Raw genomic sequence first — 24,835 nt, 5'->3', positions numbered from 1 at the left:
GTTTTCTCAGGTTGTGGCTTGGGTCGATCTATAAGGTTTTCAATGCCTTAGTGGGATCGACCCAAGTTGCAGCGACACGCTTAGCAAGCCCGCCCTACTGTGCTGCGACAGCAACTTAACGCTGATGATAGTGCGAGGCGGTCGCATTTATGGCTCTAGATCGGCCATCCGTGCAGTGCTGCCGTAGAGCCGGCCCCTTGATGAGCGACAGCAGCCAAATGGCTTAGGCGTAAGCGCCGCTCTACATCTGAGTGAGGAGGCGGGAAATCACGATGCGACCATCCCAGGTGTCTAGGTAGTCGATGGGGCGCTCAGAGTTCGCTCAGGCTGGCGTCTGCCGCTGCCGATGATCAGAGAGCCGAATCGGGAGATTGAGCGCCGGGCACTCGACTTCGCCACCGGGCGCATCCGCCAGGGGCGCCACCATCGGTCCGCTGAGAAAGGGCGCTCGCAATCGCCGGCAGAGATCTAGCTCGCGTAGACTGGCGAGCCCAGCGACTCCCTGCCAAACGCGCTTTGCACGATAGGCCTCCGCGGCCTTCAGGAAGCGGGTGATCAAGTCCAGGCGGGCCCGCTCATCTTGACCGGTCAGCACCAAGGTGACGCTGTTTACAGCCCCGGCCGGCAGGCTTTCGATCCTAAACCCCGGGTCGCGAACCTGTAGGTCGATCAGGGAAAAGCGAGGCTGTAAAAATGCGCGCAACTGGCTGATTGCGCCGTAGGAAGGCTCGCGCGGCACATCATACACATTGGCGGCCAGCCTGGGGCGGGCGGCAAGAGGGAGCTTCTCGACCAGGGGGCGATAGGTTTCCCGCAGGGTGGGTTTGATCATCGAGGAGAAACTGAACGGGACGAACATGTAGCCGCCCACATTCGCGCCCCGCAGCGCCTCGTTTGCGGCGTTCAGGCAGATCATATCTCGCGTCGATGCATCGGAGTCTTCGACAGAGCTGAACGGATCGCCGTCCCAAGCCGCGCGACAATCGACGCCGCTCCCAACGAACCGCTCCCTTAGGAGGTAATAGATTCCCCACCACCCCGTGGTCGCCACCGGCACCCCCAGCAAGCTGCTGGGGCCACCTTTCGGCGGGTCTGGCTCGATCGCCTCCAACTCCTCCGCGGGCGGCGAGCCCTCCACGGGACCATCGCGAGGAACAAGACTGGTCACGCCCTGCGGGGTGATCTTGCAAATCCGGCCCGCGAAGTCTCCGTCGCCCTCACCGGCCATGAGGGCCCTAAGGGCTTCATTCGAGGTTCCGGCAAAGCGCATTACGTCGCTCTGGTCGCCTTCAAACATCAGCAGGGCGATTTCCCCGGCGCCCTTGTCGCCAAACAGCTTGTGCTGCAAGTCGACCGCAAGCTGGCGCATCTCCCGAGCATCGAGCCGGGTCGCGCGAGGGTCAGCCAAGACGAAGGAGAAGGGCGCGACGAGGCCGTGACGGCGTGGCCACGTCCAAACGGATTCGAGATAGGCTCCGGCCACCTTGGCCACCAGGCCCGCCATGGCTTCCGTGTCGGCGAATTGTAGGTCGTCCCCGACGAATATCTTAAGGCAGGCGATTGCGGTCATGACGCGCGCTCAAACTCTTGGTGGCGAGGCGATGGACGGGGCGGTGGCAGGCTCGTCATCGCCCAATGGCTTGGGCGTATGAGGCGACATTTGCGCCGAGCCTTCCGGCGACTACGCTATCTTCGGTGGGATCAAAGATCGCTAAGCGAACAAGTGTCTGATTAAGCAGGATGTAGGCGAACTCGCCGAACGTTACTGGACCGACAAAGCCCCCCGCGGAGCGCCCTTCCAGGCCGGCGTGCAGGTAGTTGAGTATGCAATTGCAGGATAGCATGCCTGGGGCCTCATCTGGTGGCGCGGCATAGGCGTACGGCAGAGTATGTTCCCGGACCGATCGCGCCAAGCGGTAGGAGACGCCGGGGACGACCGGTGCGTAGAGGCGCACGATCCCCGCCTCCCGATCCACCGCTTGGAATGAGACGTTGATCACGGCTCCGCCATAGTCGGCCACCATGGGCGAGCGCGTATCGAACCCGCCCGCGACAAGATATTCCGCGAAGTTGGCCGCCTGTCCATCGACGAGACAATCGCTCACCGAAAACCCGGCCTCCGGGAAACAAATGACGTCCCCGTCGCCCTCTTCAAACAGATTGACGATGTCGAGATCTGCTTCGAGGTGAGGAGGCAACTCCAGCCAGAGCGTGGCCAGGCCATCACAGGCCGCCAGGCCGGTGGCGCCATCGAACACCTTCGGAAGCTGTTGCTGCGCCAGATCCAGCCGAACGCCAGCGACCCAGCCGAAGACGGGTTGATCATACAGCCCGGGCAGGGCGGGTCCTTCCAACGCGTATCGCTGGTGCGCCTCGGCAAAGGCTGGCGTGATGATGCAAGTCACGCCGTGGCTGAAGCGGCCCTCCGTTACAGCCTCCAACCGGCTTGCCGGCAGGATGGCGGTTCGGGCTCGCAGAGCCTCGTCAAAAACGGTGCAAAAAAGCCGGTCCTCGCGCGCTACCCCGCCCGCTTCCGTGACAAAGTATGCGGTTGTGCCGCCAATCCATCGCCCGCGCGGCAAGCCGCGAAGCAGCACCTCGGATCCCGAGATGAACGCCACCGCGCCGGTTGCGATCAGCTCTGCCGTCGCCTCTGGTGTCAGAAACAGATTTCTCATGGCGCGGATCCTGGGTCTCTGTTTCAACAACCTACAAGTCAGGATCGATCAATTCACTAACTTCGCGCAGACCGATTGTCGCAGCCACGCCGCGCGCGAGAGCCCTGGCGTAACGCGTCGGAGACGCGCCTCGCGCCTGCGGTGCGGTGTCGCATGACCACGTTCGATGATGCTCAACCCGCGCCGGCATCGACGGGGCGGTGGCGGGACGTTGTGTTCGTCCTGGACCTTCAAACCGTGTCGGCGGCTGGCTTCATGCCATTTGAGCTCCCCTAAATGGCGCTTCGCCGGCGAGGGCCGATCATCCTTGTCGGCGCACGCTGATCCCGCGTGAGGCGACAGGTCGCAACCTAGGCGGCAGATCCGATTAATGACCGTGACCTACGCTTCGAACCATGACATCGGCTTTCGATCTTACGACAGACGGTTCGGGATTTGCGCCTCCCCTGGGACGTGGAGAGGGCGACACCGTCTATGTCTGCGACGGCACCTTGGCGCGTAAGGCCGTCCTTCTTGACCTCGCCGGGGATGAGGCGCTGATCGATGTTGGCGAGAGGCGCCTGCCACAGCGGCTTGTGTTGGTCGATCCGCGGACCGGCCTCAGCTACCTGTCGGCCGTGATCTGGCGACGAGGCGCTCGGGTGCGCGTCAGGTTCTTGGGCGAGGGGCCCCGCTACAGGGTCCTACGATCGACTCGCGATCTGGACTGAGATCATCAACGGCAGGCTTCCTGAGCGGTGTCGCGAAGCGACCTTCCCAATCGGGCTGGCGACGACTTGTCGGAACAGGTTACTTGCCGCGGGCGCCTCGCGCCTCTCCGCCAGGACGATCGCGGCCTGCGCTCAAGTCGTCGTCGTGGCTTCAATCGAACAGGGTGGTCAAGCCCAATAGGCCGCAGTTGGGATCGTTGACCAGATAGAGTGGGACGTCGCGGAGGTAGGCGGCCATGCGTCCCTTGGCTTCGAAACGTTGCCGGACAATAGCGCGATCTAGCCGATCGCCCCACGACAGCACCGTCGCGCTGATGATGTAGACACCACTTCGCGCGCCGGTGGTCAGCACAAGGTTGCCGCACACCGCGCCCAGCCACCCCGAGACCAGGTTGAAGGTCTCCAGCGCCACGGCCTCGCCGCGGTTGGCGGCTTCCAGCAGTGTTTGGAGGTTAGCTGGACGCCGCGGCGCGCCAGCCAGGGTCGAGACGGCCAGCGCTACGTCCAGCAGCCCCTGGCCCGAAAGCACGTGTTCGGCGGAGACATGGTCGTGCCTGTCCCGCAGCACGCTGATAATGTCGGCTTCGCGGTCATTGGCGGCGGCCAGGTCCACGTGTCCGCCCTCGGCGGCGGCGGCTGTCCAGCCGACAAATCCGTCGGGATAAAGGATCGACATGCCAAGGCCCGCTTCGGAGGGGCCCACCGCGCCGACCGGCGCGTCTCGGTGCGGCGCGCCGCCGCCGATCGGTTCTAGCGCCTCGGGCGCCAGCAGCGGCACGGCTAGGGCTCGGGCGGTGAAGTTATTGACGAGGTGTAGGCGCCGCAGTCCGAGCCGGTCGGCGATGAGGTCGGCATCGAGGCGCATATCAGAGTGGGTTAGCTGGATAACGCCATCCAAGTTTGGCCCCGGCGCCGCGATGGCCACGCCGTGCAAGGGTCTACCGAACGATGCGCGCGCTTGGGCCAAGATGTCGATCAGTTGGTCCTGGCTCGTACAATCGACCACGCTCACCGACGCGGGCGCCTGACCGGGCGCGGCCAGGCCGAGGCGGGCTTGAAGTCCGCTCACATCGACCACCAGGATCGGGTGAGTGACGTCTGGAGACTCGATCATCCATCGATTTCCCTTGACCAACCCATCGGCACGCAAGTCGCCCTTCACAGGTCGTGAGCCTGGCCAAAATCACGGGATCGACAATAGGCCGCGATGTCGCATGGCCGCGTCGGATCGGGTGTGGGACTATTCATCCTCTATCGACACCCGATCTATTGGTCGCCGGGGCCTGTCTGGCGGTTCGTCGAAGGCGCTGGGGGGACAGCGGCATTGAGCGCCTGGCCGACGCCGAAGCCGTCATCGCCGGCGCGGCGGGCGCGCAGATCCGGATGGGCTGAACTTCGTCCCACCGCCGATTTGATCAACGGCAAAGGCTGGCGGCGGCCAGCCTCTACGCTCCCCAGGGCTTATGATGAGAAGGAGATTTCAGATGCCGCGTGTCCTGGTCGCCAGCACCCTGATCCTGGCCCTTGCCGCCCAAGCCCCTGTTCCGGCGCTCGCCCAACCCGGCCGCCACCCGCCGAGCGAGTCGCGTCACGATCGCTGGCGCTCGCCGCCGCCCGGCTGGACCGAGCCGCAGTGGCGCTATCGCCAGGACTATGTCCGCCGCCACCCGGACCGTCGGAACGACCACAGCGACGCGATCATCGCCGGGGTTCTGGGCTTTGCGCTCGGCGCGGCGATCGCCGGCTCCAGCCAGGACAAGGACCGGGTCGAGCCCCGGCTCAACGATCCGGACTGGATCGCCTACTGCGCCCGCAAATACCGGTCCTTCGATCCCCGCAGCGGCACCTATCTCGGACGTGACGGTCTGCGCCGGTACTGCCAGTAGCAGAGGCGGGGAGGCGACTTCCTCGGCCATCGCCGCCCTGGCCTTTGGCGAGGCGGCGATGACGGCGTGGCGGGGTTCTGGGCACGAGCGGCTTTTTCCGCCCGATTTGCCTGCGATCAAAGGTGACGGAGGCGTCACCTTGTCCGCTTGACCGGCGTCAAGGTGGCGTACGGCAAAGTTCGGTAAGTGGGCCCCAAGTTGCGCCTCTGGACAGGAGGGGACAGTTGATCCACTTCCGAAATATGCTGCGGGCGGCGTCGGGCGGCGTCGTGATCCTGCTTGCCGGTTGCGTTGCGGGGCCCGACTACCACGCGCCGACGCTTGCCGAGCTGAGGGTCCCTGAGCAATTCACGGCCGGGGCGCGCGAAATCTCCGCCGACGTTGACCTCGCCCGCTGGTGGCAGGCGTTCGGCGACCCGACCTTGACGGCCTTGGTGGAACGCGGGCTGGCCGCCAACCTCGATATCGACGAGGCGGGGTCGCGGGTGCGCGCGGCGCGCGCCGACCTCCGCGCCGCGCGCGGGGCGCTGCTGCCCAGCCTGAACGCGTCCGGCTCGGGAACCCGCCAAGTCGGCGAACGCACATCGGGTCAGACCTCTGGCCGCGCCAGCTACCAGATCGGCTTCGACGCCGCCTACGAGACCGACATCTTCGGCGGCGGACGTCGTTCGGTCGAGGCCGCCCGGGCCACGGCCGAGGGGACACGCGCCAGCCTGCGGGCGGTCCAGCTCACGGTCGCCTCCGAGATCGCTCTCAACTATCTCGACGCCCGCGAGGCCCAAGCCAGGCTGCGCATCGCTCGCGACACGCTTTCCACCCTGGACGAGACGGTGGAGATCACCGGCTGGCGGCTGCAGGCGGGTTTGGTCGGCTCCCTCGACCTGGAGCAGGCCCGCCAACTCCGCGCTCAGACCGCGGCGAGCATCCCCGCGATCGAGACAACCTACGCCGCCGCGGCCAACCGACTAGCGGTGCTGCTGGGCGAAGCGCCGGGGGCGGTGAACGGCCTGCTCGAGCCCGCCGCCGACCCGCCCGCCGCACCGGTCGCGCTGCCCGCCGCCATTCCCGCCGACGTGATCCGCCGGCGGCCGGACGTGGCGCTGGCCGAACGCACCCTGGCGGCGGAGACCGTCCGCATCGGCGTCCAGGCAGCCCAGCTCTATCCGGCGCTGACGCTGAGCGGGACCTTTTCCGGCTCGGGCGGTTCGCTGTCGAACGCCGCGGGCGACATGGCCGGCGACCTGGTCGCCGGGATCACCGCCCCGATCTTCCGGGGCGGCCAGATCCGCGCCGCGGTGGAGGCTCAGCGGGCCAGCGCGGCCGGCGCCTTGGCCGCCTATCGCACCAGCGTCCTCACCGCCCTGGAGGAGAGCGAAAACGCCCTCGTCTCGGTGTCCGCCACGGACCGCCGGCTGCAGGCGCTGGTCGCCGCCGAGTCCGCCGCCCGCAGCGCCGCCGAAATCGCCCGCATCCAATACCGCTCCGGCCGCACCGATTTCCAATCGCTGCTGGAATCCGAGCGCACCTTACTCTCCAGTCAGGACAGCCTGGCCTCGGCGCGCGTCGCCCGCGCGACTGCGGCGGTCCAGCTCTACAAGGCCCTGGGCGGCGGCTGGCAGGCCGCGCCAGACCCCTCCAGCGTCGCCGCTCCCTAGAGAAATCCAGATGGACCAGACCTCAGCCTCCACGTCCGACGCCCGCGCCAAGATCGACGCGTTTCTGGGCGTGAAACCTGGCGCGCGTCGACGCTGGCCGCTGGTGATCGCCCTCCTGGCCATCGGCGTGGCGCTGGCGCTGCTGATCTGGTTTCTGCTGCGCGGCGCGGGCGACGAGCCCCGGTACGCCACCTCTCCGGTCGAGCGCGGCGACCTCCGGGTGACCGTCTCGGCCACCGGCAACCTCGCGCCCACCAACAAGGTGGAGGTCGGCTCCGAGCTCTCCGGCATCGTCAGCGCGGTCTATGTCGACAACAACGACCGCGTAACCAAGGGCCAGATCCTGGCCCGACTGGACACTTCGCGCCTGGAGGACACGGTCCGCGAAAGCGAAGCCGCCCTGGCTTCGGCGGAGGCCAGCGTCGCCCAGGCCCAGGCCACCCTGACCGAGGCGCGGGCAAGTCTGACCCGCATGGAAGAGGTCAATCGTCTATCCGGCGGCAAGGCGCCCTCCGCCACCGAACTGGACGTCGCGCGCGCCGAGCAGGCCCGAGCCGCGGCCAACCTTCGCGCCGCCCAGGCCGCGGTGGGCCAGGCTCGCGCGAACCTGTCGTCAAACCGCACCCAGCTTTCCAAGGCCACGATCCGCTCGCCGGTGAACGGCGTGGTGCTGTCACGAGACGTGGAGCCGGGTTCGACCGTAGCCGCGACGCTGAACGCGCCCGTGCTGTTCACCCTGGCCGAGGATCTTTCGAAGATGCAGCTGGAGGTGAAGGTTGACGAGGCCGACGTGGGCCAGGTGAAGGACGGCCAGAAGGCCACCTTCCAGGTCGACGCCTATCCCGGCCGGACGTTCAACGCCGTGGTCAAGCGCCTGGACCTCGGCTCCACGACAACCACGAGCTCCAGCGGTTCAGGCCAGGTGGTCGCCTATACGGCGGTGTTGACGGCCGACAACCCCGATCTTGCGCTCCGTCCCGGCATGACCGGCACAGCCGCCATCGTGGCGACGGAGAAGTCCAATGTGCTGCTGGTCCCGAACGCGGCGCTCAGGTTCGCGCCCGCCGCCGCCGCCCGGAGTACGAGCGGGGCGACCAGCATGCTGATCCAGAGGATGCCGCGCTCGCAGGGACAGACCGCCGACGTCGCGATCGGGCGGGGCAGCCGCCAGACCGTCTATGTCTTGCGGGACGACGGCGAACTACGACCGATTCCGGTCCAGGCCGGCGACAGCAACGGCAGCCAGACCGAGGTCGCCGGCGACGCGCTGAAGGTCGGGATGAAGGTCGTCACCGGCCAGCTCGCCGGGGCGGCGCGATGACCGCCGAGCCGCTGATCTCGCTGCGCGGGATCACCAAGACCTTCGGCGACGGCGCGGCGGCGTTCCAGGCGCTGAAGGGCATCGATCTCGACGTCCAGGTCGGCGACTTCGTGGCGGTGATGGGACCGTCGGGCTCCGGGAAGTCCACGATGATGAACATCCTGGGCTGCCTCGATACGCCCACCGGCGGCGAATACGTCTTCAAGGGCATCCATGTGGAACAGCTCGATCGGGACGAGCGGGCCCTGCTGCGGCGGCGCTATCTGGGCTTCATCTTCCAGGGCTACAACCTGCTCGCGCGCACCAGCGCTCTGGAGAATGTCGAGTTGCCGCTGCTCTATCGCGGCGAACCGAAACGGACCCGGCGGGAGATCGCCATGGAGGCTCTTCGGAAGGTCGGACTGGCGGATTGGTCGCACCACATGCCCGCCGAACTCTCCGGCGGCCAGCAACAGCGCGTCGCCATCGCCAGGGCCATCGTCACCCAGCCCGAAGTGCTGCTCGCCGACGAGCCCACCGGAAACCTCGACACCGAGCGCTCGCTCGAGATCATGCGGCTGCTCGAACAGTTCAACGACGAGTCGGGGATCACCATCCTGATGGTGACGCACGAGCCTGACATGGCGGCTTTCGCTCACACCACGGTGAAGTTCCGCGACGGCCTGATCGAGGCTATCGAAGCCGGCAGGCCCCGGGTTGGAGCCGCTCCGTGAACGCTGTCCTGGTCACCACATTCGCCCTGGCGCTTCGGGAGATCCGCCGGCACCTGATGCGGTCGTTTCTCACCGTGCTCGGCATCGTCATTGGCGTGGGCTCCGTGGTCACGATGGTGACGCTCGGCAACGGCACCACCGCCGCCGTCCAGCAGCAGATCTCAAGCCTGGGCGCCAACATCCTGCAGATCCGGCCCGGCCAGGGGTTTGGGCGCGGCGGCGGCGGCGGTTCGCAGCCGCAGCCCTTCGAGGCCGACGATATCGAGGCGCTCAGGCAACAGGTGGCCGGCCTGGTGTCGGTCGCTCCCCTGGTCCAGTCGTCGGGCCTGGCGGTCCGCAACGCCGCCAACTGGTCGACCACCATCTATGGCACCAGCAACGATTACCTGAAGGCCCAGTCCTGGAACATGGCCGAGGGGCGAACCTTCACGGCGGCCGAGGAGCAGGCGGGCAAGACGGTGTGCCTGATCGGCTCCACGGTCCGGCGCAACCTGTTCCGCGACGAGAACCCGGTCGGCGCCTCCATCCGCATCCGCGACCTTTCGTGCCACGTGGTTGGCGCGCTCGCGGCGCGCGGGTCCAGCATGGGCCCCATGGACCAGGACGACGTGGTGATCATGCCGGTGAAGGCCGCGCAACGCCGGATCACGGGCAACCAGCACGTCAGCATGATCATGGTCTCGGTGGACCCGGCCTACGACTCCAAGACCGTTCAGGCCTCGATCAAGTCGTTGCTGCGCGAGCGCCGCCACCTGCAGCCGGCCGACGCCGATGACTTCAACATCTTCGACACCCAGCAGATCTCGGAGACCCTGCGGAGCACGACCCAGATGCTGACCGGCCTCTTGGGCGCCGTTGCCGCGGTCAGCCTGCTGGTGGGCGGGATCGGGATCATGAACATCATGCTGGTGTCGGTGACCGAGCGCACGCGCGAGATCGGCGTCCGGCTGGCCATCGGCGCGCTCGGGCGCGAGGTGCTTCTGCAGTTCCTGGTGGAGGCCGTGGTGCTGTCCAGCCTGGGCGGCCTGCTGGGCCTGACGCTGGCCCTATGCGCCAGCCTGATCCTCGCGCCCATGCTGAATGTGCCGTACATCTTCGACCCGACCATCAATACGGTCGCCTTCGTCTTCTCGGCCCTGATCGGCGTGTTGTTCGGCTACTTCCCCGCCCGCCGGGCCGCGCGGCTCAATCCGATGGACGCGCTTCGTCACGAATAGAGGCCGCGCTTGATCGCCTGGGCCTGCTCGGACTGCAGGTCGTCGATCATTTCAAGCATCTCTCGCAGCTTCTCACGCGCGCCGGCGAGCTTGCGGGCGGTGACGAGGTCTTGGCGGCCCGCGAGCTGCCCCTCCCCAGCATCCTAAGGATGGCCACCGGCGAGCTGGGTTGGCCGTTGATGGAAATCGTAGCTCAGAGGGCTTCGGCGTGGGCGTAGTGCTCCTCGCCATTCGATTCTGCGCGCCACGTCACCGGGCGAACGTCGTGTTCCTGGAGGTGAGGCGACGTCAGCGACTGGCGCGGCCCCGCCAACTCCGGACCGGCCGATGGACCGGGTGGGCTCGGATGGCGCCGTTAGGGTCAGGCCGCAATCGACGCCAGCGCCAATGAGCGCTTCCGCCCCCGCCCGTCACTCAAGACCGCGTGGATATTGTCGGCGCCGTTCCCTGATCTGGTCGACAAACCATGCCAGCATGGGATCTCGACGATGTTTTGGCCACTGCGCGACAACTGGGGTTCGACGCCTGGTAAAGGGCGCGGTGACGACCTTCAGCGGCATCATCGATGCATAGTGTTGAAACAGCCACATGCTGCCGGTCGCCACCAGATCGCTGCCGATGACGATAGCGGGCAACGTGGCCTGCGAGCTGGTCTGAATGCAGATCCGGCGCGCGCGCAGCATCTCGGCGCCAGCCGCGTCGAGCGGAAAGCTTTCCGTCAATTCGCCGCGGGCCACGATGTGCCGCGCGGCGCGATACTGATCTTCGCTCAGGTCATGGCAGTCCCGCAGCGTTGGATGGTCGGCCCAGATCATGCAGGAGGTTTGGTCGTTCAGGATCGGCAATGTCTCCAGACCGTCGAGCGCGCACTGTCCGGGAAGCAGCAGCAGATCGGCTCCATCATCCAGCGCGCGCCGCGGTCGCGCGATATCGAGCGGTAAAATGCTCACGGTCAAACCGGGGGCGGTCGTGGACAGATTGCGCAGCACCGCCCCAAGCAGCATCTGCTCAATCGCCTCGGACGTGGCGACATGGATGGCGCCGGTGGTGGTCATGGGATCGAAGGCGAGCGAGAAGTTGAAGGCGCCCTCCACTTCGCGCATCACCCGCTGCACTTCGGGACGCAACGCCAGACCAAGGGGCGTGAGCTGCTGCTCGGCGCCCAGGTGGATCACAAGATCGTCGGCGAAATGCTCGCGAAGCCGACGCAGGGCATGGCTCATGGCCGGCTGACTGAGCCGGACCTCTCGTCCTGCTTCGGTCAGGGACCGCGCGCGCAGGATCGCATCCAGGGGGTAGAGAAGGTTCAAATTCAGTTTGCGCAGCGGTAAGACGTCGGGAGGCGGTGTCCGCACTTCTGCCTCGGGTTGCTTGGCGTTCATCCTGTGCCTGCCCCTTACCGACTTCGCCGGACCGCTGCTTCCAGCAATCTTCCATATGTAGACTATAGTTGCTTCTGGCGTCCGCTGACCCGTTGGTCGATTGGCGGTCCAATCTTCGCGCGGGCTTGCAATCCACCCGGGACATCACCGTAGGCCATCCATGCGGCTTATGGGGGCATGAACACTTCGAATTTGCCAGTCATGGAACGGACACATAGCGTTTCTTTCGACGGAAAAGTCCCGCCAGTGCTTGGGCTCCAAGACTGGGGGGCGCCGTCGAGCAGGAGGGGGCCGCGGTCGTAGCCGATCTGGAAGCGACTGTTTCGCGCCGTGAGGCGAGTTCGTTTTGTCATAGGGTCTGCGGCTTAGCGGACGGGCAGTCGCGCCCGTGCGGGGATGGCGTGCGGCCCTCAAAAGGGGGAACTGCGTGATGCATATGACTGCCAAGACCAGATGTCTGTTAAGCGCCGCAAGCCTCGGCGTTCTGGCGCTGGTGAGCGTCGTCTCACCGTCGTCCGCTTCGGCCCAGAGCGCACAGGCCACGGCCATCGACCTGCCCGCCATGCCGATGGCCGAGGCGCTTCAGGCGATCGCCGCGCGGACAGGCGAGACGATCAATTACGACCCCGACGCCGTCCGGGGACTGACCTCCCGGCCGGTGCATGGGGCCACGAACGCCCGGCGGGCGGCGGAGGCGGCGATCAAGGGCAGCAGTCTGGCCGTCCTTTCGGGCGCGAAGGCGGGTCTGGTCGTCGTCGTCGACCCGGTCATCCTCAACGAGATTGTCGTGATCGCACGTCGCGACGAGGCCGAAACCAGCTCGCTGGTCCGCCAGTCGAGCACCTCCGATCGCAACGGCCTGGGCCTGCGCAACCAGCCGCGCAATACGCAGGTCATCACCGCCAAGACGATCGAGGAACAGCAGGCGCTCGACATCACCGACATCCTGCGCAACGCGGGCGGTGTGTCGGCGCTGGTCAACACCCCCAATAGCGGCGCCAGCTATACGCTCCGCGGCTTCTCGGCGGGCGGTCTGGTCAACGGCCTGACGACGACGTCGCAATATGGCGTCAATGCCGGGGCCGATCAGCCGGTCGCCAATATCGAGCGGGTCGAAGTCCTGAAGGGCCCCGACGCGCTGCTGGCCGGGTTCGGCAATCTGGGCGGTAACGTCAATGTGGTGACGAAGAAGCCGAGCGCCGAGCGGCGGCTGGCCGTCGGCTTCGATACGGGCTCGTTCGGGCTGGTGCGCGGCGTGATCGACGCCAACGGTGCGATCATCGCCAACAAAAAGCTGTCGGCGCGCGTCATCGCCAGCGCGCAGACGATGGACCACAATTACGGCGGCTACACGGGTGACGAGAACTGGCTGTTCGCGCCGACCGTGCGGTACAAGGATCGCCTGACCGATGTCGTGATCGGCGCCAGCATCAACGAAGGCTCCAGCGGCATCGGCGCCTTCACGCTGTTCGACAACAAGACCAGGCAGATCATCGATCGCGACCCCTCGCGGCCCATCTATGCGCCCAACCAGGGTATTCACATCAACACCACGCGTATCTACTTCGATGCGACGCGACAGATCGTGCCGGGTATCGACCTCGTCGTGCGCGGTACGCACGACCAGACCCTGCTGAAGCTCCGGGCCGCCAACGTCGGCTACAGCCGCGCGGGCGCTCTGATAGCCGATACCCAAGGTTCGCGGCAGGACGGCTCATCCAGCGCCATCGACAGCTTCCTGCGGATCAAGACGCGGATCGGCGACGGCGTGAAGGCCAGCTTCAACTTTGGCTACAATTACAGCGACGGCGACAGCGCGCAGCAGAGCGGGCTGGTCTATAACCGGGCCACGAACCCGTCGCTCGACGCCAATACACCCTTGGTCGTCATACCGTGGTCAGCGTTTGGCGATGTGCAGATCCGCAACAGCGGCAAGCAAGAGGGGGTCTATGGCCAGGCTCTGATCGAGTTCTGGAAGATCAAGGTCCTGGGCGGCGTTCGCAAGAACTGGTTCGAAAGCACATCGCAGACGTTCTTCGCGGGCCCGTCGCCATTATTGGTGCAACGCAAGAGTGGCGTATCACCGAGCGGCGGCGTCATCTTCGACGCCACGGACAACCTTTCGATCTTCGCCAACTATGCGCGAGGCGAGCAGGCCACGTTCACGGTCGCCAAGGATGGCTCCATCCTGCCGAACATCATCACCAACAACAAGGAAGTGGGCGTCAAGCTCGACCTCTTCCAAAAGCGCGCGACGATCAATGCGTCCTATTTCGATATCCAGCAGGACAATATCATCGTTCGTGACCCAACGGATCCGACCAACCTCTTCCCCGGACCGGGGCAGCGCGGGCGGGGCGTCGATCTGAACATCGCCGGGCAGTTGTCGCCGGGATGGACGGTGCTGGCGTCGCTGACGCACACCAAATATGCGCTGCTGACCACGAATGCCCTTCAGACCGTCGTGGCGAACCAGCCGCGTGACACGTACAGCGTCTATTCGACCTATCGCACGAAGATTTCGGAGGGTGTCAGCGGCGGCGTATCGGCCGGCCTGTACGGGCGGTCGAGCTCGTTCGCCAACCTGCTGGGCCAGTATGTCGTACCGTCGTCGCGGCAGATCGATGCGAATGCTTTCCTTAGTGTGAGGGGCTTCGACATCAATATCGGTGTCCGCAATATCTTCGATCGCCGAAACTACGGGTCGAGCTCCATCTTCACCTACGTGCCGGTCGGAGAGCCGCGCAGCGTGCGCCTAAGCATTTCCAAGCGCCTGTTCTGATCGGGTATCGCAGACCGATGACGCCACAACCTGTCAATGTCGAGGAGACCCGCCGCGAGGCGGGTCTCCGTTCCTCCCAGCCAGCGCGAGAACGCTGGGCCTATGCTTGGCGTTTAAGCACGCGCTATTTCGTGTCGGACGACTGGAAATGGGCGTGGTTCCTGGTCGCCTGCTATTGCGCGATCGAGATCGGCACCACCTACGCCTTTCTGCTGTCCAATCAGTGGCAGCGCCATTTCTACGATGCGATCGAACAGCGGCAGGGCGGGTTGTTCCTGTCGCTGGTCTTCGCCTTCTCGATGATCATCGTTCTCCAGATCGGGACGGCCTTCGCGCACAATCTCGTCGGCTGGACGCTGTCGATGCGGTGGCGCCAATGGCTGACCGAATGGTATCTGGGCCGCTGGTTCGCCCGCGATCGCTTCTATGAGATCGAGCGGTTGCGGATGATCGACAATCCCGACCAGCGCATCGCCGAAGACGTGAAGGAATTCACGGCGATGGGCTTGGTGTACGGGACATCGCCGCTCGCCATCGTGATCGCACTCGTCTTCAGTCTGGTGCGCGCGATCGTCTTCGCCGCCATATTGCTGCAGACATCCTCGCCGATCAGCATTCCCCTTTTCGGCCATCGCATCCCTCTGCCCGGCGGCGACCTCGTCTGGTTCGCGATCGTCTATGTCCTGTTTGGCACGGTGTTCATCACCTGGATCGGCAAGCCGTTCGTCCGGCGCCGGATGCTTGAGCAGCATTTCGAAGCCGATTTCCGTAGCGACCTGCTGCATGTTCGGCGCAACAGCGAACAGATCGCTTTTTCCGGCGCGCAGGAGATCGAACAGAGCGGACTTCGCATCGCCTTCGACAACATCCGGCGCAATTGGTACCGCATGATGCTGGCCAATGCGGGTTTGCAGGTAGGGCAGGGCGTCTATCAGCAGGTCATGGGCATCGTCCCGCTGTTTCTGGCCGTGCCGAAATACTTCGCGGGCGCGATCAGCTTCGGTCAGGTCCAGGCGGCGCGCGACGCCTTTGCGCAGTTCGCGGGCAGTCTGTCCTATATCGTCACCGCCTATCCAAGCATCGCCCGCCAGATCGCCAACATCAATCGTCTGAAGGCGCTGGACGATGCGATCGATTATGAGCGGCCGCGTGGCATCGGCTTTACGCCCGGCGGCGCGCCGGAGGGCGTCGCGATCAGCGCGGCGGGTCTGATGCTGCGTCGCCCGAATGGCGAGCCTTTGCTGTCGGTCGCCGACTGGACCATCCGCGATGGCGAGCGCTGGGTGATCGAAGGGCCTTCGGGCACGGGCAAGACCACCCTGCTGCGCGCCATCGCCGGACTGTGGCCGGATGGATCGGGCCAGGTCGCGATGACCCGGCGCGGTACGGCGATGCTGGTGCCGCAGCGGCTCTATCTGCCGCTCGGCACGCTCAAGAACGCCATCTGCTTCCCCGACCGGACCGAGGATCACGATGATGCGGCCATCGCGCGGCTGCTGGAGCGGGTCCGGCTCGAGGCCCATATCGAGGCCATGCACGAGTCGCGCATGTGGCAGGACGAATTGTCGCCCGGCGAGCAGCAGCGCGTGGCGCTCGCCCGCATCCTGCTTCAGCGTCCGACCTTGCTGGTGCTGGACGAGGCGACGAGCGCGCTCGACGCGGACAACGCCGCGCATTTCTACCAGTCGGTGCTCGACGCCATGCCCGAGGCGACCATCGTCAGCGTGGTGCACGATGAGAAGCTGGCCGCCTATCACACCGATCGCCTGCAACTGCATCACGGCCACGCCACCGCCGCCCGTATCGAGGTTCAGGCGTGACCAGGCTGCTCACCCAGACCGAGACCGAACTGCGCGAGGCCGCCCAGCTGGCGGTGGAGCTGGCGGGCCGGCGTGGCGCGCGGGCCCGCGCCTCGGTCCATCACGACGCCGTCGCCAGGATCGCGGTGCGCGACGGCGAGGTGGAGACGGCCGAGCGCAGCGGCGGCCAGGGCCTGGGCCTGACCGTGTTTCACGAAGGGCGCCGCGGATCGGCCTCGACCGCCGGGTTCGATCGGGCGGCGGTGGAGCGGGTCGTCGAGGAGGCGATGCTGATCGCCGGACATGTCCAGCCCGATCCAGACGCCGACATGCCCTCCGCCGATGCGCTCGCCTTTTCCGGTCCGGCGCCGTTGCTCTACGCTGACAGTCTCCGTGGTCCGGCGACGCTGCTGGACGCGGCGAACACGATGAACCGCATCGCCATCGGCGTCGCCGCCGCCGACAGCCGCCTGCGCGCGGGGGAGTCGGTGGCGGTGGCGACCGAAGGCCTCTGGGCGCTGGCGACCAGCGATGGATTCTGCCGCAGCGCGCTGCGCTCAAACGACGCCCGCTGGACAGTGATGCTGGCGCAGGACGAGGGCGGCGGCATTTCCGACTTCTGCCAATCGCAGGAACGACGGGCCGACGCTCTATCGTCCGCTGAACAGCTCGCGAAGACCGCCGCCGACCGCGCCCGCGGGGCCCTGGGCGCGCGCTCGGTCGACAGCCGTCGCTGCCCGGTGCTGTTCGAGCCGCGCGTCGCCGCCACTCTGGTTGGCGAGCTGGCGGGCGCGCTGACCGGCGCGGCGCAACATCGGCGCATGAGTTTCCTGCCCGATCCGATCGGACGCGGCGTGGCCGCCGCCCACCTTGATCTTCACGAAGACCCGTTCGAGCCGCTGGGTCTGGCCAGCGGCGGCTTCGACAGCGAGGGGATCGCCGGATCGCCGCGCGCCATCCTCCGGTCCGGCGTGGTCGAGGGGCTCTTCCTGTCCAGCTTCACGGGGCGCAAGCTGGGCATGCCCTCGACCGGCAATGCCGATGGCTACTACAATCTGCGGCTGACCAGCACGGCCGAAAGCGGCGACTGGGGCGAGATGCTGCGGATGCTGGGCGCAGGACTGATCGTCACCCAGTTTCAGGGCGGCAAGACCGATCCCGCCAGCGGCAACTGGACCCAGGCGGTGCGGGGCCTCTGGGTCGAGGACGGGCAGGTGGTCCATGCCGTCACCGACGTGACGCTGGCCGGGACCATGCCCGCGATGCTGAACGGCGTCCGCGCGGTCGGCCGGGATGTCGAGCGGCTGGGCGCGATCCGCACTGGTTCGATCCTGATCGATGACATGCTGGTGGGAGGTAGGGCATGAACGGCGGCGCCCTCGCGATCGACCGCGCACGCTCGGCGTTGCTCGGCCCGGCCGGACTCGACGAAGCGGCGATCGCCCGCGCGCTGGGCGAGCTGGCCGGAGGCGGCGCGGATTTCGCCGACCTCTATTTCGAGACGACCAGCATGCGCAGTTGGGGACTGGAGGGCGGGCGCGTCACCCAGGGCGGCTTTGTCATGCGCCAGGGCGTCGGCGCGCGCGCGGCCCATGCCGGCCAGGTGAGCTTCGCCCACTCCGCCGATATCCGCGAGGGCGCGCTGCTCGACACCGTGCGCGCGGTGCGGACGCTGGAGCGCCGAGGGGAGTCGGGGCGGCGCCCGCAAGGCGTCGCGCTGAACCGCCGGGTCGCGGGACATGATCTCTATCCCGCGGTCGATCCGGTCGCGGTCGAGGACGCCGGCGCCTGGATCGCGATCCTGAAACGGATCGACGAACAGGCGCGCGCGCGCGATCCGCGCATCGTGCGGGTCGACGCCAACGTCCGCGCGACCGACACGACGGTGCTGGTCGCCGATGCCGACGGTTTGCTGGCTGGCGACGTGCGGCCCATGACCATCCTGTCGATGGTGGTGATCGCCGAGCACAAGGGTCAACGCGCGCGCGGACAGGCGGGTCTGGGCCGGCGCGCCGGCCTGGACGGGTTCGATGCGGCCTCGATCGATGCGATGATCGCGACCGCGACGCGCATGGCGGTCAACAATCTCGACGCCATTCCCGCGCCGGCCGGCGAAATGCCGGTCGTGTTGGGGCCGGGCTATCCGGGCGTGCTGTTCCACGAGGCGGTGGGCCACGGTCTGGAGGCCGATCACCACCGCAAGCATCTGTCCGCCTTCGACGGCAAGGTCGGCGAACGCATCGCCGCGCCCGGCGTGACGGTGATCGACGATGGCGGCATCGCGGGGCGGCTGGGGTCGCTGGGCATCGACGACGAAGGCGCCGCGCCCGACCGCACCGTGCTGGTCGAGGACGGCGTGCTGACCGGGCTGATGCAGGACCGGCTCAATGCGGGTCTGATGAACGCGCGCTCGACCGGCAACGGCCGCCGGCAGTCCTATGCGCATCTGCCGATGCCGCGCATGACCAACACGTTCCTTGCGAATGGCGCCGCCGATCCGGCCGATATCATCGCCTCGATCGATCGCGGCGTCTATGCGACCGAATTCGACGGCGGGCAGGTCGATATCGTCACCGGCCGTTTCAACTTCACCACGATCGAGGCCTGGCTGGTCGAGAAGGGCCGACTGGTCGCGCCGGTGCGCGGCGCGACACTGATCGGCGTTGGGCACGAGGCGCTTCGCCATGTCTCGATGATCGGCAACGACCTGGCGCTCGACAGCGGCATGGCGACCTGCGGCAAGCAGGGCCAATCGCTGCACGTCAGCGTCGGCCAGCCCACGCTGCGCATCGACCGGATGATGGTCGGCGGACAGGCCGGCTGACCCCCTATTTCCCCGAAAGGACAAGTATCATGCGTAACGCGACCGAGCAGGATTTCGACGAGATCGTGATGAAGAACGACAAGCCCGTGCTGGTCGACTTCTGGGCGCCCTGGTGCGCGCCGTGCAAGGCGCTGGCCCCAACGCTCGACGAGATGGCCAAGGAATATGCCGACGAGATGGAGATCGTGAAGGTCGATATCGAGGCCAATCCCAAGCTGGCCGAACGGTTCGCGGTCCGCGGCATCCCGCTGCTGATGATCGTGAAGGACGGCGCCGAGACCGGGCGGACCTTCGGCACCATCTCGCGCAGCCGGCTCGACGCCTTTGTCGACGCCCATGTGGGAACGGAATGATGACGATGGTCGCGTTCCACGGCGATAAGGCGGTCAAGGCGCAGGCGATGGAGCGCCTGCGGCGCCACATCGCGGCGGACAGCTTCGTCTATTTCCCGGCCTGGGAGAACGGACAGGCCAATGTCATCGGCGCCGTCATGGAAGCCGACGATACGCCGGGCTTCGCCGAGCGACTGGGATATCCGATCGCGCTGGCCGAGGCGCTGCCGATGTTCGTCAACGGCTTCCGGCCGAAGGCCGAGGCCGAGCGCTTTGCGTGGGCCTGGCTGGAGCGAACGCCCGTCGGGGCGGATCTGACGCCGATCGTCTCGCAATTGGTGCTGGATCTTCTCGCCAACGCCGAACTGGCGGCTCTGACCGAACAGCGCCCGGATGTGGAACAGGGCCGTCTGGCGATCATGGCCTTGCATCGGCGTGCGATCGACGGCGACGAACCCGATCGAAAGACGTGGAAAGCCGCCCGGATGGCCGCCGTCGCCGCGACGGACGCTCTGGAGGAGGCGACGCTGGATCGTCGGGCGGGGCAGGTTATCGAGGCGGCGGCCTGGCCTGGCGCCATGCGGACCGTCCTGCGCGACACGCTGAACGGGCTGGGAACCCTCGAACTCCATCTCTCGCTGTCGAGGATCGGCTGGACCGACCAAGACGAGAGCCGCGTCTTCCATATCCGCGATCAGGCGGAGAAGGACGGATACAAGGCCGAATTTTCCGGGCTCGACCGCGTGCTGGCGATCCTGGACGCCGACCATCCGGCCCTGGCGCGGCAGTTTCGCCTGCGGCTGGAGCGGGTGGAGGCGTCCAGCGAACGGTATCGGTCGTTCGGCTGGAAAGCGATCGAGCTGATGGAGCGCGCGCCGCTGGCCGCCGCGCCGGTTCCCGCACAGCAAGGATGAGGGCATAGGATGCCGGGAATGACCGGGCCGCGCGCGCGGCACAGCAAGATGCTGATCATCGGCTCGGGCCCGGCGGGTTATACCGCCGCCGTCTACGCCGCGCGGGCCGCGCTGGCGCCGACACTGATCGAGGGGCCGCGGCCGGGCGGGCAGCTGACCATCACCACCGAGGTCGAGAACTGGCCGGGCGAGGAGAGCGTGCTCGGTCCTGACCTGATGGCGCGGATGGGCGAGCAGGTGCGCAAGGCCGGCGTCGACCTCGTCAGCGACCAGATCGTTGAGGTCGACCTGACCCGCGCGCCGTTCCTCGCGGTCGGCGATGGCGGCGCGCGCTACACCGCCGACACCATCGTCGTGGCGACGGGCGCATCCGCCCGCTGGCTGGGACTGGAGAGCGAAACCGAGTATCGCGGACGCGGCGTGTCAGCCTGTGCGACGTGCGACGGCTTCTTCTATCGCGGTCGGGTCTGCGCGGTCGTCGGCGGCGGCAACACGGCCGTCGAGGAGGCGCTGCACCTCACCCATTTCGCCGAGAAGGTCTATCTGATCCACCGCCGCGACACGCTGCGCGCCGATAGCACCAACCAGGCGCGGCTTCGCGCCAATCCCAAGGTCGAGATGGTCTGGAACGCCGAAGTCGCCGAGGTGCTGGGCGATGGCGGCGGCGTGACCAGCGTGGCGCTGCGCGACACCCGTGACGGCGCCGTGTCGCACCTGGCGGCGCACGGGCTGTTCGTCGCGATCGGCCACGATCCCGCGACCGCCTTGTTCAAGGGGCAACTGCAAATGGACGATGAGGGCTATATCCTCGTCGCGCCCGGATCGACCGTCACCAGCGTGCCGGGCGTGTTCGCGGCCGGCGACGTGCAGGACAGGCTGTTCCGTCAGGCGGTGACGTCCGCGGGCACGGGCTGCATGGCCGCGCTTGAGGCCGAGCGCTATCTGGCCGGGCGCAACGCGCAGGCGATCGCCACCGAAGACGCCGATGTCCGCCTGCTGGTCTGAACTCTCGCCCAAGATGGGAAATTCCATGATGAACGCGCTGCTCGACACGCTGGCCTTGCCGCGGTTTGGCGATATCCGCCCCGACCAGATCGCGCCCGCGCTCGACCAAGTTCTCGCCGACCACCGCGCGGTCGTGGCCAAGATCGTCGCGACCCGGCCGACCGATTTCGCGGACGCGTGGCTGCCGCTGGAACGGGCCGACACCGCGATCGCGGGCGTCTGGTCGGCCGTCTCCCATCTGCAAGCCGTGGCGGACACGCCCGAGCTGCGCGCCGCCTATGCCGCCGGACAGGTGCGGCTGGTCGAGAACCATCTTCAGGTCATGCAGAACCGGGCGCTGTACGAGGTGCTGGTCGCGCTGACCGCGACAGCGGATTTCGCCGCCTCGCCCAACGCCGATCGCGCCGCGGTCGAGCATATGATCCGCGACTTCACGCTTTCCGGCGTCGCGCTCGCGCCCGAGGATCGCGCCCGCTTCGCGGCCATCTCGGTGGAGTTGTCACAGCTTTCGACGGCGTTCGGCAACGCCGTGCTCGACGCGACCGACGCCTGGTTCGAGCAGGTCGAGGACGAAGCGCTCCTCGCGGGACTTTCGGACGCCGACAAGGCGATGTTCGCCGAGGCGGCCAGGGCGAAGGGGCTGACCGGCTGGGTCGTCACGCTCCAGATGCCCAGCGTCAACGCGATCCTGACCTTCGCCGAGGACCGGGGGCTGCGCGAGCGCGTCTATGCCGCATCGGGCACGCGCGCGTCCGACCAGGGCCCGCACGCCGGACAGTTCGACAATTCCGGGCGGATCGCCGAGATTCTAGACCGGCGGCGCGAGGCCGCGCGGCTGCTCGGCTTCGCCGATCCGGTCGCATGGTCGCTCGCCACCAAGATGGCCGCCGATGCGGACGCGGTCCTGGCCTTTCTGCGCGATCTCGCCGCCCGCGCGAAGCCTGCCGCCGAGCGCGAGATGGCGGCGCTGGCGGATCATGCCGCCAGGCGTCTGGGCATCGCCGAGCTTCAGCCCTGGGACGTCGCCTATGTCGCCGAGCGGATGCGGCAGGCCCTGTACGCCGTCGACGAGCAGGCGGTGCGCGCCCATTTCCCGGTCGAGCGCGTTATCGCCGGGTGGCGGCGCCTGCTCGACCGGCTGTTCGGCATCCGTCTGATCGCGCGGCCCGACGTCGCCGTCTATCATCCCGACGCCTGCTATTATGACGTGGCGGACGAAGATGGCGCGGTGTTCGCGGGCGTCTATCTCGACCTGCACGCGCGCCCCGGCAAGCGTGGCGGCGCCTGGATGGCGCAAGCGCGACCGCGGCTCAACGACGGGAATGTCCAGCGCGTGCCGGTCGCCTATCTCGTCTGCAACTTCGCGCCGAAGACCGATGGCAGTCCCGCGCTGCTCAGCCACAAGGAAGTCGTCACCTTCCTGCACGAGACCGGGCATTGCCTGCATCACCTGTTCACCCGCGTCGACCGGCCCAATATCGCCGGCATCAGCGGGTTCGAATGGGATGCGGTCGAACTGCCCAGTCAGTTGATGGAGGATTTCGCCTGGGACAGCGCCGTGCTGGGCGACATGTCCGGCCATTATGTGACGGGCGCGCCGCTGCCCGATGCGCTGTTCGAGACGCTGCTCGCCGCACGCCACTTCCTGTCGGGGATGTTCGTCGTACGTCAGGTCGAATTCGCGCTGTTTGACCTGTTGCTGCATCGGGGCGGGCTCGGCGACGACCCCATCGACGTGATCGAGGCGGTGCGCGACGAGGTGGCGGTCGTTCGCCCGCCCGCCTGGCACCGCTTTCCGCACGCCTTCACCCATATCTTCGCGGGCGGCTATGCCTCGGGCTATTACAGCTATCTCTGGGCCGAGGTGCTCGCCGCCGACGGGTTCCAGCGCTTTGCCGAGGCTGGGCTGATCGACCGCCCCACCGCGGCCAGATTTTGCGAGGAAATCCTCTCCCGGGGCGCGAGCCGTCCGGCGGCGGAGAGCTTCCGCGCCTTCCGCGGACGCGACGCCGACCCGGCTGCGATGCTGGTCCGGCATGGACTGACCGCCGATGCCCGGTAATCGCGGTGAGACTCCCGTCCAGGCCTGGCGGGCCGACGCGATCCGACGGATAGAGGCGGACTTCAACCGCTCCGCCGACACGCACCTTATCCGGCTGGACTTGGCGCGTTATCCAGGAATCACGCTCTATCTGAAGGACGAGAGCAGCCACCCCACGGGGAGCCTGAAACACCGTCTGGCGCGCTCGCTGTTCCTCTATGCCCTGTGTAACGGCTGGATCAGGCCCGACACCTGCATCATCGAGGCATCGTCGGGATCGACGGCGGTCAGCGAGGCCTATTTCGCACGGATGCTCGGCTTGCGCTTCATCGCGGTTGTGCCCGCATCGACGGCGGCGCCCAAGCTCGATGCGATCCGCTTCCACGGCGGCGAAATTCATACGGTCGACGACCCGCGCACCGTCTATGACGTCGCCCACCGCCTCGCACGCGAGACGAAAGGCCATTATCTCGACCAGTTCACCTATGCCGAACGCGCGACCGACTGGCGGGGCAACAACAACATCGCCGAAAGCATCTTCGCGCAGATGGCGGCGGAGGCGTTTCCGATCCCGGCATGGATCGTGTGCGGCGCCGGCACGGGCGGGACGTCCGCCACGATCGGCCGCTACATCGCCTATCAGCGCCATGCGACCCGGCTTTGCGTCGCCGATCCGGTTCACTCGGTCTTCCATCGCCATTTCGCCGATCCGACGGTCGTGTCACTGCCGGAAGCGAGCGCCAGTTGCGTCGAGGGGATCGGGCGGCCGCGTGTCGAACCCAGCTTCATCCCCTCGGTGATCGACCGGATGATCGCGGTCGAAGACGCCGCCAGCATTGGCGCGATGCGGGCTCTGTCTCATCGTCTGGGGCGTCGGGTAGGCGGCTCCACCGGCACGAACCTGGTGGCCATCGCTCAACTGGTCGAAGAAATGGCGAGCCAGGGCGAGACGGGCTCGATCGTGTCGATCCTGTGCGACGGGGGGGATCGATACAGTTGCACCTATTATGACGATCACTGGCTGCGGGAGCGCGGGGTTGACTGGCGGCCCCATGAGATGCTGTTCAGGGCCCAGTTCGATGCATGAGCGCTCACGGCGCACGCTCGGCGAGCCAGGCGGGGTATCGCCTTGTTGGCCTGGGTGCTGGGCGCGGCGGTTTCTGACCACGCGATAATCTTAGCGCTCGCCCGCGCCGCGCGGCGCGTGTCGTCGAGCAGTTGGTCAGCGCTGCGAACGTCGCCCTCCTGGAGGCGTTCCAACGGCAGATGTTTGCGCGAGGCGGCCGCGGAAGTCGCCATCGGCTATGAGCGCCGCTGAGGTGGCCAGGCTGCATCAGGCGTCCCGGCAGCAAAGAACGATCGGCTTGTCCTTGGGGAGTTCGGCCCAGCGCTTGCGCATTTCGGGGCTGGGTATCCATCGCGCTCTAACGACCCGTTTTGCCGGCGTTGGGTGTCGCTCCTGGCCCCCATCAGGAAATCGGAACGCCGCTCCGCCCATCAGGAAAAGGGCTGGCGCGCGCGCCGCGCGCGCCAGCAGGAGGGGCCGAGTTCCAGGGCGGAGGGCTCGGCCGGTGGC

At 67.0% G+C, this 24,835-nt stretch carries 18 protein-coding genes; 14 read left to right on the top strand and 4 right to left on the bottom strand.

Translation table 11 applies throughout. The features are described 5' to 3' along the window. Positions 1 to 322: 322 nt before the first annotated feature. The 3 genes from AC1RNC_RS12250 to AC1RNC_RS12240 all read right to left on the bottom strand — a co-directional run bounded on the left by AC1RNC_RS12250 (position 323) and on the right by AC1RNC_RS12240 (position 4,538). On the bottom strand, positions 323 to 1,570 hold the full coding sequence (locus tag AC1RNC_RS12250; RefSeq protein WP_492886552.1) for a hypothetical protein: 1,248 nt from the start codon (positions 1,568 to 1,570) through the stop codon (positions 323 to 325). 55 nt (positions 1,571 to 1,625) lie between these two features. Further along, positions 1,626 to 2,678 (bottom strand): DUF6976 family protein, encoded by a 1,053-nt coding sequence (locus AC1RNC_RS12245; RefSeq protein ID WP_492886550.1) that lies wholly within the window; start codon positions 2,676 to 2,678, stop codon positions 1,626 to 1,628. Positions 2,679 to 3,539: 861 nt separating this feature from the next. After that, positions 3,540 to 4,538, bottom strand: a complete 999-nt coding sequence (locus tag AC1RNC_RS12240) for a glucokinase (protein ID WP_492886548.1) — start codon at positions 4,536 to 4,538, stop codon at positions 3,540 to 3,542. Between the two features lie 334 nt (positions 4,539 to 4,872). Between AC1RNC_RS12240 and AC1RNC_RS12235 the strand changes: the two genes are divergently transcribed. The 5 genes from AC1RNC_RS12235 to AC1RNC_RS12215 all read left to right on the top strand — a co-directional run bounded on the left by AC1RNC_RS12235 (position 4,873) and on the right by AC1RNC_RS12215 (position 10,180). Further along, positions 4,873 to 5,274, top strand: a complete 402-nt coding sequence (locus AC1RNC_RS12235; RefSeq protein ID WP_492886546.1) for a BA14K family protein — start codon at positions 4,873 to 4,875, stop codon at positions 5,272 to 5,274. Positions 5,275 to 5,498: 224 nt separating this feature from the next. Next, positions 5,499 to 6,929, top strand: coding sequence for an efflux transporter outer membrane subunit (locus tag AC1RNC_RS12230; RefSeq protein WP_492886544.1), 1,431 nt, complete (start codon positions 5,499 to 5,501; stop codon positions 6,927 to 6,929). A gap of 10 nt (positions 6,930 to 6,939) precedes the next feature. Continuing rightward, positions 6,940 to 8,250, top strand: coding sequence for an efflux RND transporter periplasmic adaptor subunit (locus tag AC1RNC_RS12225; RefSeq protein WP_492886542.1), 1,311 nt, complete (start codon positions 6,940 to 6,942; stop codon positions 8,248 to 8,250). Further along, a complete protein-coding gene (locus tag AC1RNC_RS12220; protein ID WP_492886540.1) occupies positions 8,247 to 8,963 on the top strand; it encodes an ABC transporter ATP-binding protein in 717 nt (238 codons plus the stop codon). The genes AC1RNC_RS12225 and AC1RNC_RS12220 overlap by 4 nt, the downstream gene beginning before the upstream one ends. Next, a complete protein-coding gene (locus AC1RNC_RS12215) occupies positions 8,960 to 10,180 on the top strand; it encodes an ABC transporter permease (RefSeq protein WP_492886538.1) in 1,221 nt (406 codons plus the stop codon). The genes AC1RNC_RS12220 and AC1RNC_RS12215 overlap by 4 nt, the downstream gene beginning before the upstream one ends. Before the next feature lie 410 nt (positions 10,181 to 10,590). Here the strand turns inward: AC1RNC_RS12215 and AC1RNC_RS12210 are convergent, their stop codons facing one another. Continuing rightward, positions 10,591 to 11,562, bottom strand: coding sequence for a LysR family transcriptional regulator (locus tag AC1RNC_RS12210; protein ID WP_492886536.1), 972 nt, complete (start codon positions 11,560 to 11,562; stop codon positions 10,591 to 10,593). 430 nt (positions 11,563 to 11,992) lie between these two features. On the opposite strand from AC1RNC_RS12210, the gene AC1RNC_RS12205 reads away from it, so the two are divergent. The 9 genes from AC1RNC_RS12205 to AC1RNC_RS12165 are packed head-to-tail and all read left to right on the top strand — an operon-like array spanning position 11,993 to position 24,346. Continuing rightward, entirely contained in the window at positions 11,993 to 14,344 is a 2,352-nt protein-coding gene (locus AC1RNC_RS12205) for a TonB-dependent siderophore receptor (protein WP_492886534.1), read from the top strand. Positions 14,345 to 14,361: 17 nt separating this feature from the next. Beyond that, positions 14,362 to 16,164, top strand: a complete 1,803-nt coding sequence (locus tag AC1RNC_RS12200) for an ABC transporter ATP-binding protein/permease (RefSeq protein ID WP_492886532.1) — start codon at positions 14,362 to 14,364, stop codon at positions 16,162 to 16,164. Further along, the gene (locus tag AC1RNC_RS12195; RefSeq protein WP_492886530.1) at positions 16,161 to 17,510 is read left to right on the top strand and encodes a TldD/PmbA family protein; all 1,350 of its coding nucleotides are present in this window, start codon (positions 16,161 to 16,163) and stop codon (positions 17,508 to 17,510) included. Before AC1RNC_RS12200 ends, AC1RNC_RS12195 begins: the two co-directional genes overlap by 4 nt. Continuing rightward, the gene (locus AC1RNC_RS12190) at positions 17,507 to 18,967 is read left to right on the top strand and encodes a metallopeptidase TldD-related protein (protein ID WP_492886528.1); all 1,461 of its coding nucleotides are present in this window, start codon (positions 17,507 to 17,509) and stop codon (positions 18,965 to 18,967) included. Before AC1RNC_RS12195 ends, AC1RNC_RS12190 begins: the two co-directional genes overlap by 4 nt. Before the next feature lie 29 nt (positions 18,968 to 18,996). Further along, a complete protein-coding gene (gene trxA, locus AC1RNC_RS12185; RefSeq protein WP_309998654.1) occupies positions 18,997 to 19,320 on the top strand; it encodes a thioredoxin in 324 nt (107 codons plus the stop codon). Further along, positions 19,320 to 20,213 carry a hypothetical protein gene (locus tag AC1RNC_RS12180; RefSeq protein WP_492886525.1) on the top strand — a complete coding sequence of 298 codons (894 nt, stop codon included), beginning with the start codon at positions 19,320 to 19,322 and terminating at the stop codon, positions 20,211 to 20,213. Before trxA ends, AC1RNC_RS12180 begins: the two co-directional genes overlap by 1 nt. A gap of 18 nt (positions 20,214 to 20,231) precedes the next feature. Further along, the gene (gene trxB, locus AC1RNC_RS12175) at positions 20,232 to 21,218 is read left to right on the top strand and encodes a thioredoxin-disulfide reductase (protein ID WP_492886523.1); all 987 of its coding nucleotides are present in this window, start codon (positions 20,232 to 20,234) and stop codon (positions 21,216 to 21,218) included. Positions 21,219 to 21,246: 28 nt separating this feature from the next. Next, complete coding sequence (locus AC1RNC_RS12170) at positions 21,247 to 23,280, top strand: M3 family metallopeptidase (RefSeq protein WP_492886521.1); 2,034 nt, start codon at positions 21,247 to 21,249, stop codon at positions 23,278 to 23,280. After that, positions 23,270 to 24,346, top strand: a complete 1,077-nt coding sequence (locus AC1RNC_RS12165) for a PLP-dependent cysteine synthase family protein (RefSeq protein ID WP_492886519.1) — start codon at positions 23,270 to 23,272, stop codon at positions 24,344 to 24,346. The genes AC1RNC_RS12170 and AC1RNC_RS12165 overlap by 11 nt, the downstream gene beginning before the upstream one ends. Positions 24,347 to 24,835: the final 489 nt, after the last annotated feature.

It is taken from the genome of Caulobacter sp. GW822-FHT01G02 (genome assembly GCF_058802865.1).
This window is presented reverse-complemented; position numbering and strand designations above follow the sequence as displayed.

What these genes read in the sequence shown, in the direction of transcription:
- AC1RNC_RS12190 (WP_492886528.1), top strand. Translation starts at nt 17,507, where the DNA reads ATGAACGGCGGCGCCCTCGCGATCGACCGCGCACGCTCGGCGTTGCTC.
- AC1RNC_RS12225 (WP_492886542.1), top strand. Translation starts at nt 6,940, where the DNA reads ATGGACCAGACCTCAGCCTCCACGTCCGACGCCCGCGCCAAGATCGAC.
- AC1RNC_RS12170 (WP_492886521.1), top strand. Translation starts at nt 21,247, where the DNA reads ATGAACGCGCTGCTCGACACGCTGGCCTTGCCGCGGTTTGGCGATATC.
- AC1RNC_RS12205 (WP_492886534.1), top strand. Translation starts at nt 11,993, where the DNA reads ATGCATATGACTGCCAAGACCAGATGTCTGTTAAGCGCCGCAAGCCTC.
- AC1RNC_RS12220 (WP_492886540.1), top strand. Translation starts at nt 8,247, where the DNA reads ATGACCGCCGAGCCGCTGATCTCGCTGCGCGGGATCACCAAGACCTTC.
- AC1RNC_RS12165 (WP_492886519.1), top strand. Translation starts at nt 23,270, where the DNA reads ATGCCCGGTAATCGCGGTGAGACTCCCGTCCAGGCCTGGCGGGCCGAC.
- AC1RNC_RS12250 (WP_492886552.1), bottom strand. Translation starts at nt 1,570, where the DNA reads ATGACCGCAATCGCCTGCCTTAAGATATTCGTCGGGGACGACCTACAA.
- trxA (WP_309998654.1), top strand. Translation starts at nt 18,997, where the DNA reads ATGCGTAACGCGACCGAGCAGGATTTCGACGAGATCGTGATGAAGAAC.
- trxB (WP_492886523.1), top strand. Translation starts at nt 20,232, where the DNA reads ATGACCGGGCCGCGCGCGCGGCACAGCAAGATGCTGATCATCGGCTCG.
- AC1RNC_RS12180 (WP_492886525.1), top strand. Translation starts at nt 19,320, where the DNA reads ATGACGATGGTCGCGTTCCACGGCGATAAGGCGGTCAAGGCGCAGGCG.
- AC1RNC_RS12235 (WP_492886546.1), top strand. Translation starts at nt 4,873, where the DNA reads ATGCCGCGTGTCCTGGTCGCCAGCACCCTGATCCTGGCCCTTGCCGCC.
- AC1RNC_RS12200 (WP_492886532.1), top strand. Translation starts at nt 14,362, where the DNA reads ATGACGCCACAACCTGTCAATGTCGAGGAGACCCGCCGCGAGGCGGGT.
- AC1RNC_RS12210 (WP_492886536.1), bottom strand. Translation starts at nt 11,562, where the DNA reads ATGAACGCCAAGCAACCCGAGGCAGAAGTGCGGACACCGCCTCCCGAC.
- AC1RNC_RS12245 (WP_492886550.1), bottom strand. Translation starts at nt 2,678, where the DNA reads ATGAGAAATCTGTTTCTGACACCAGAGGCGACGGCAGAGCTGATCGCA.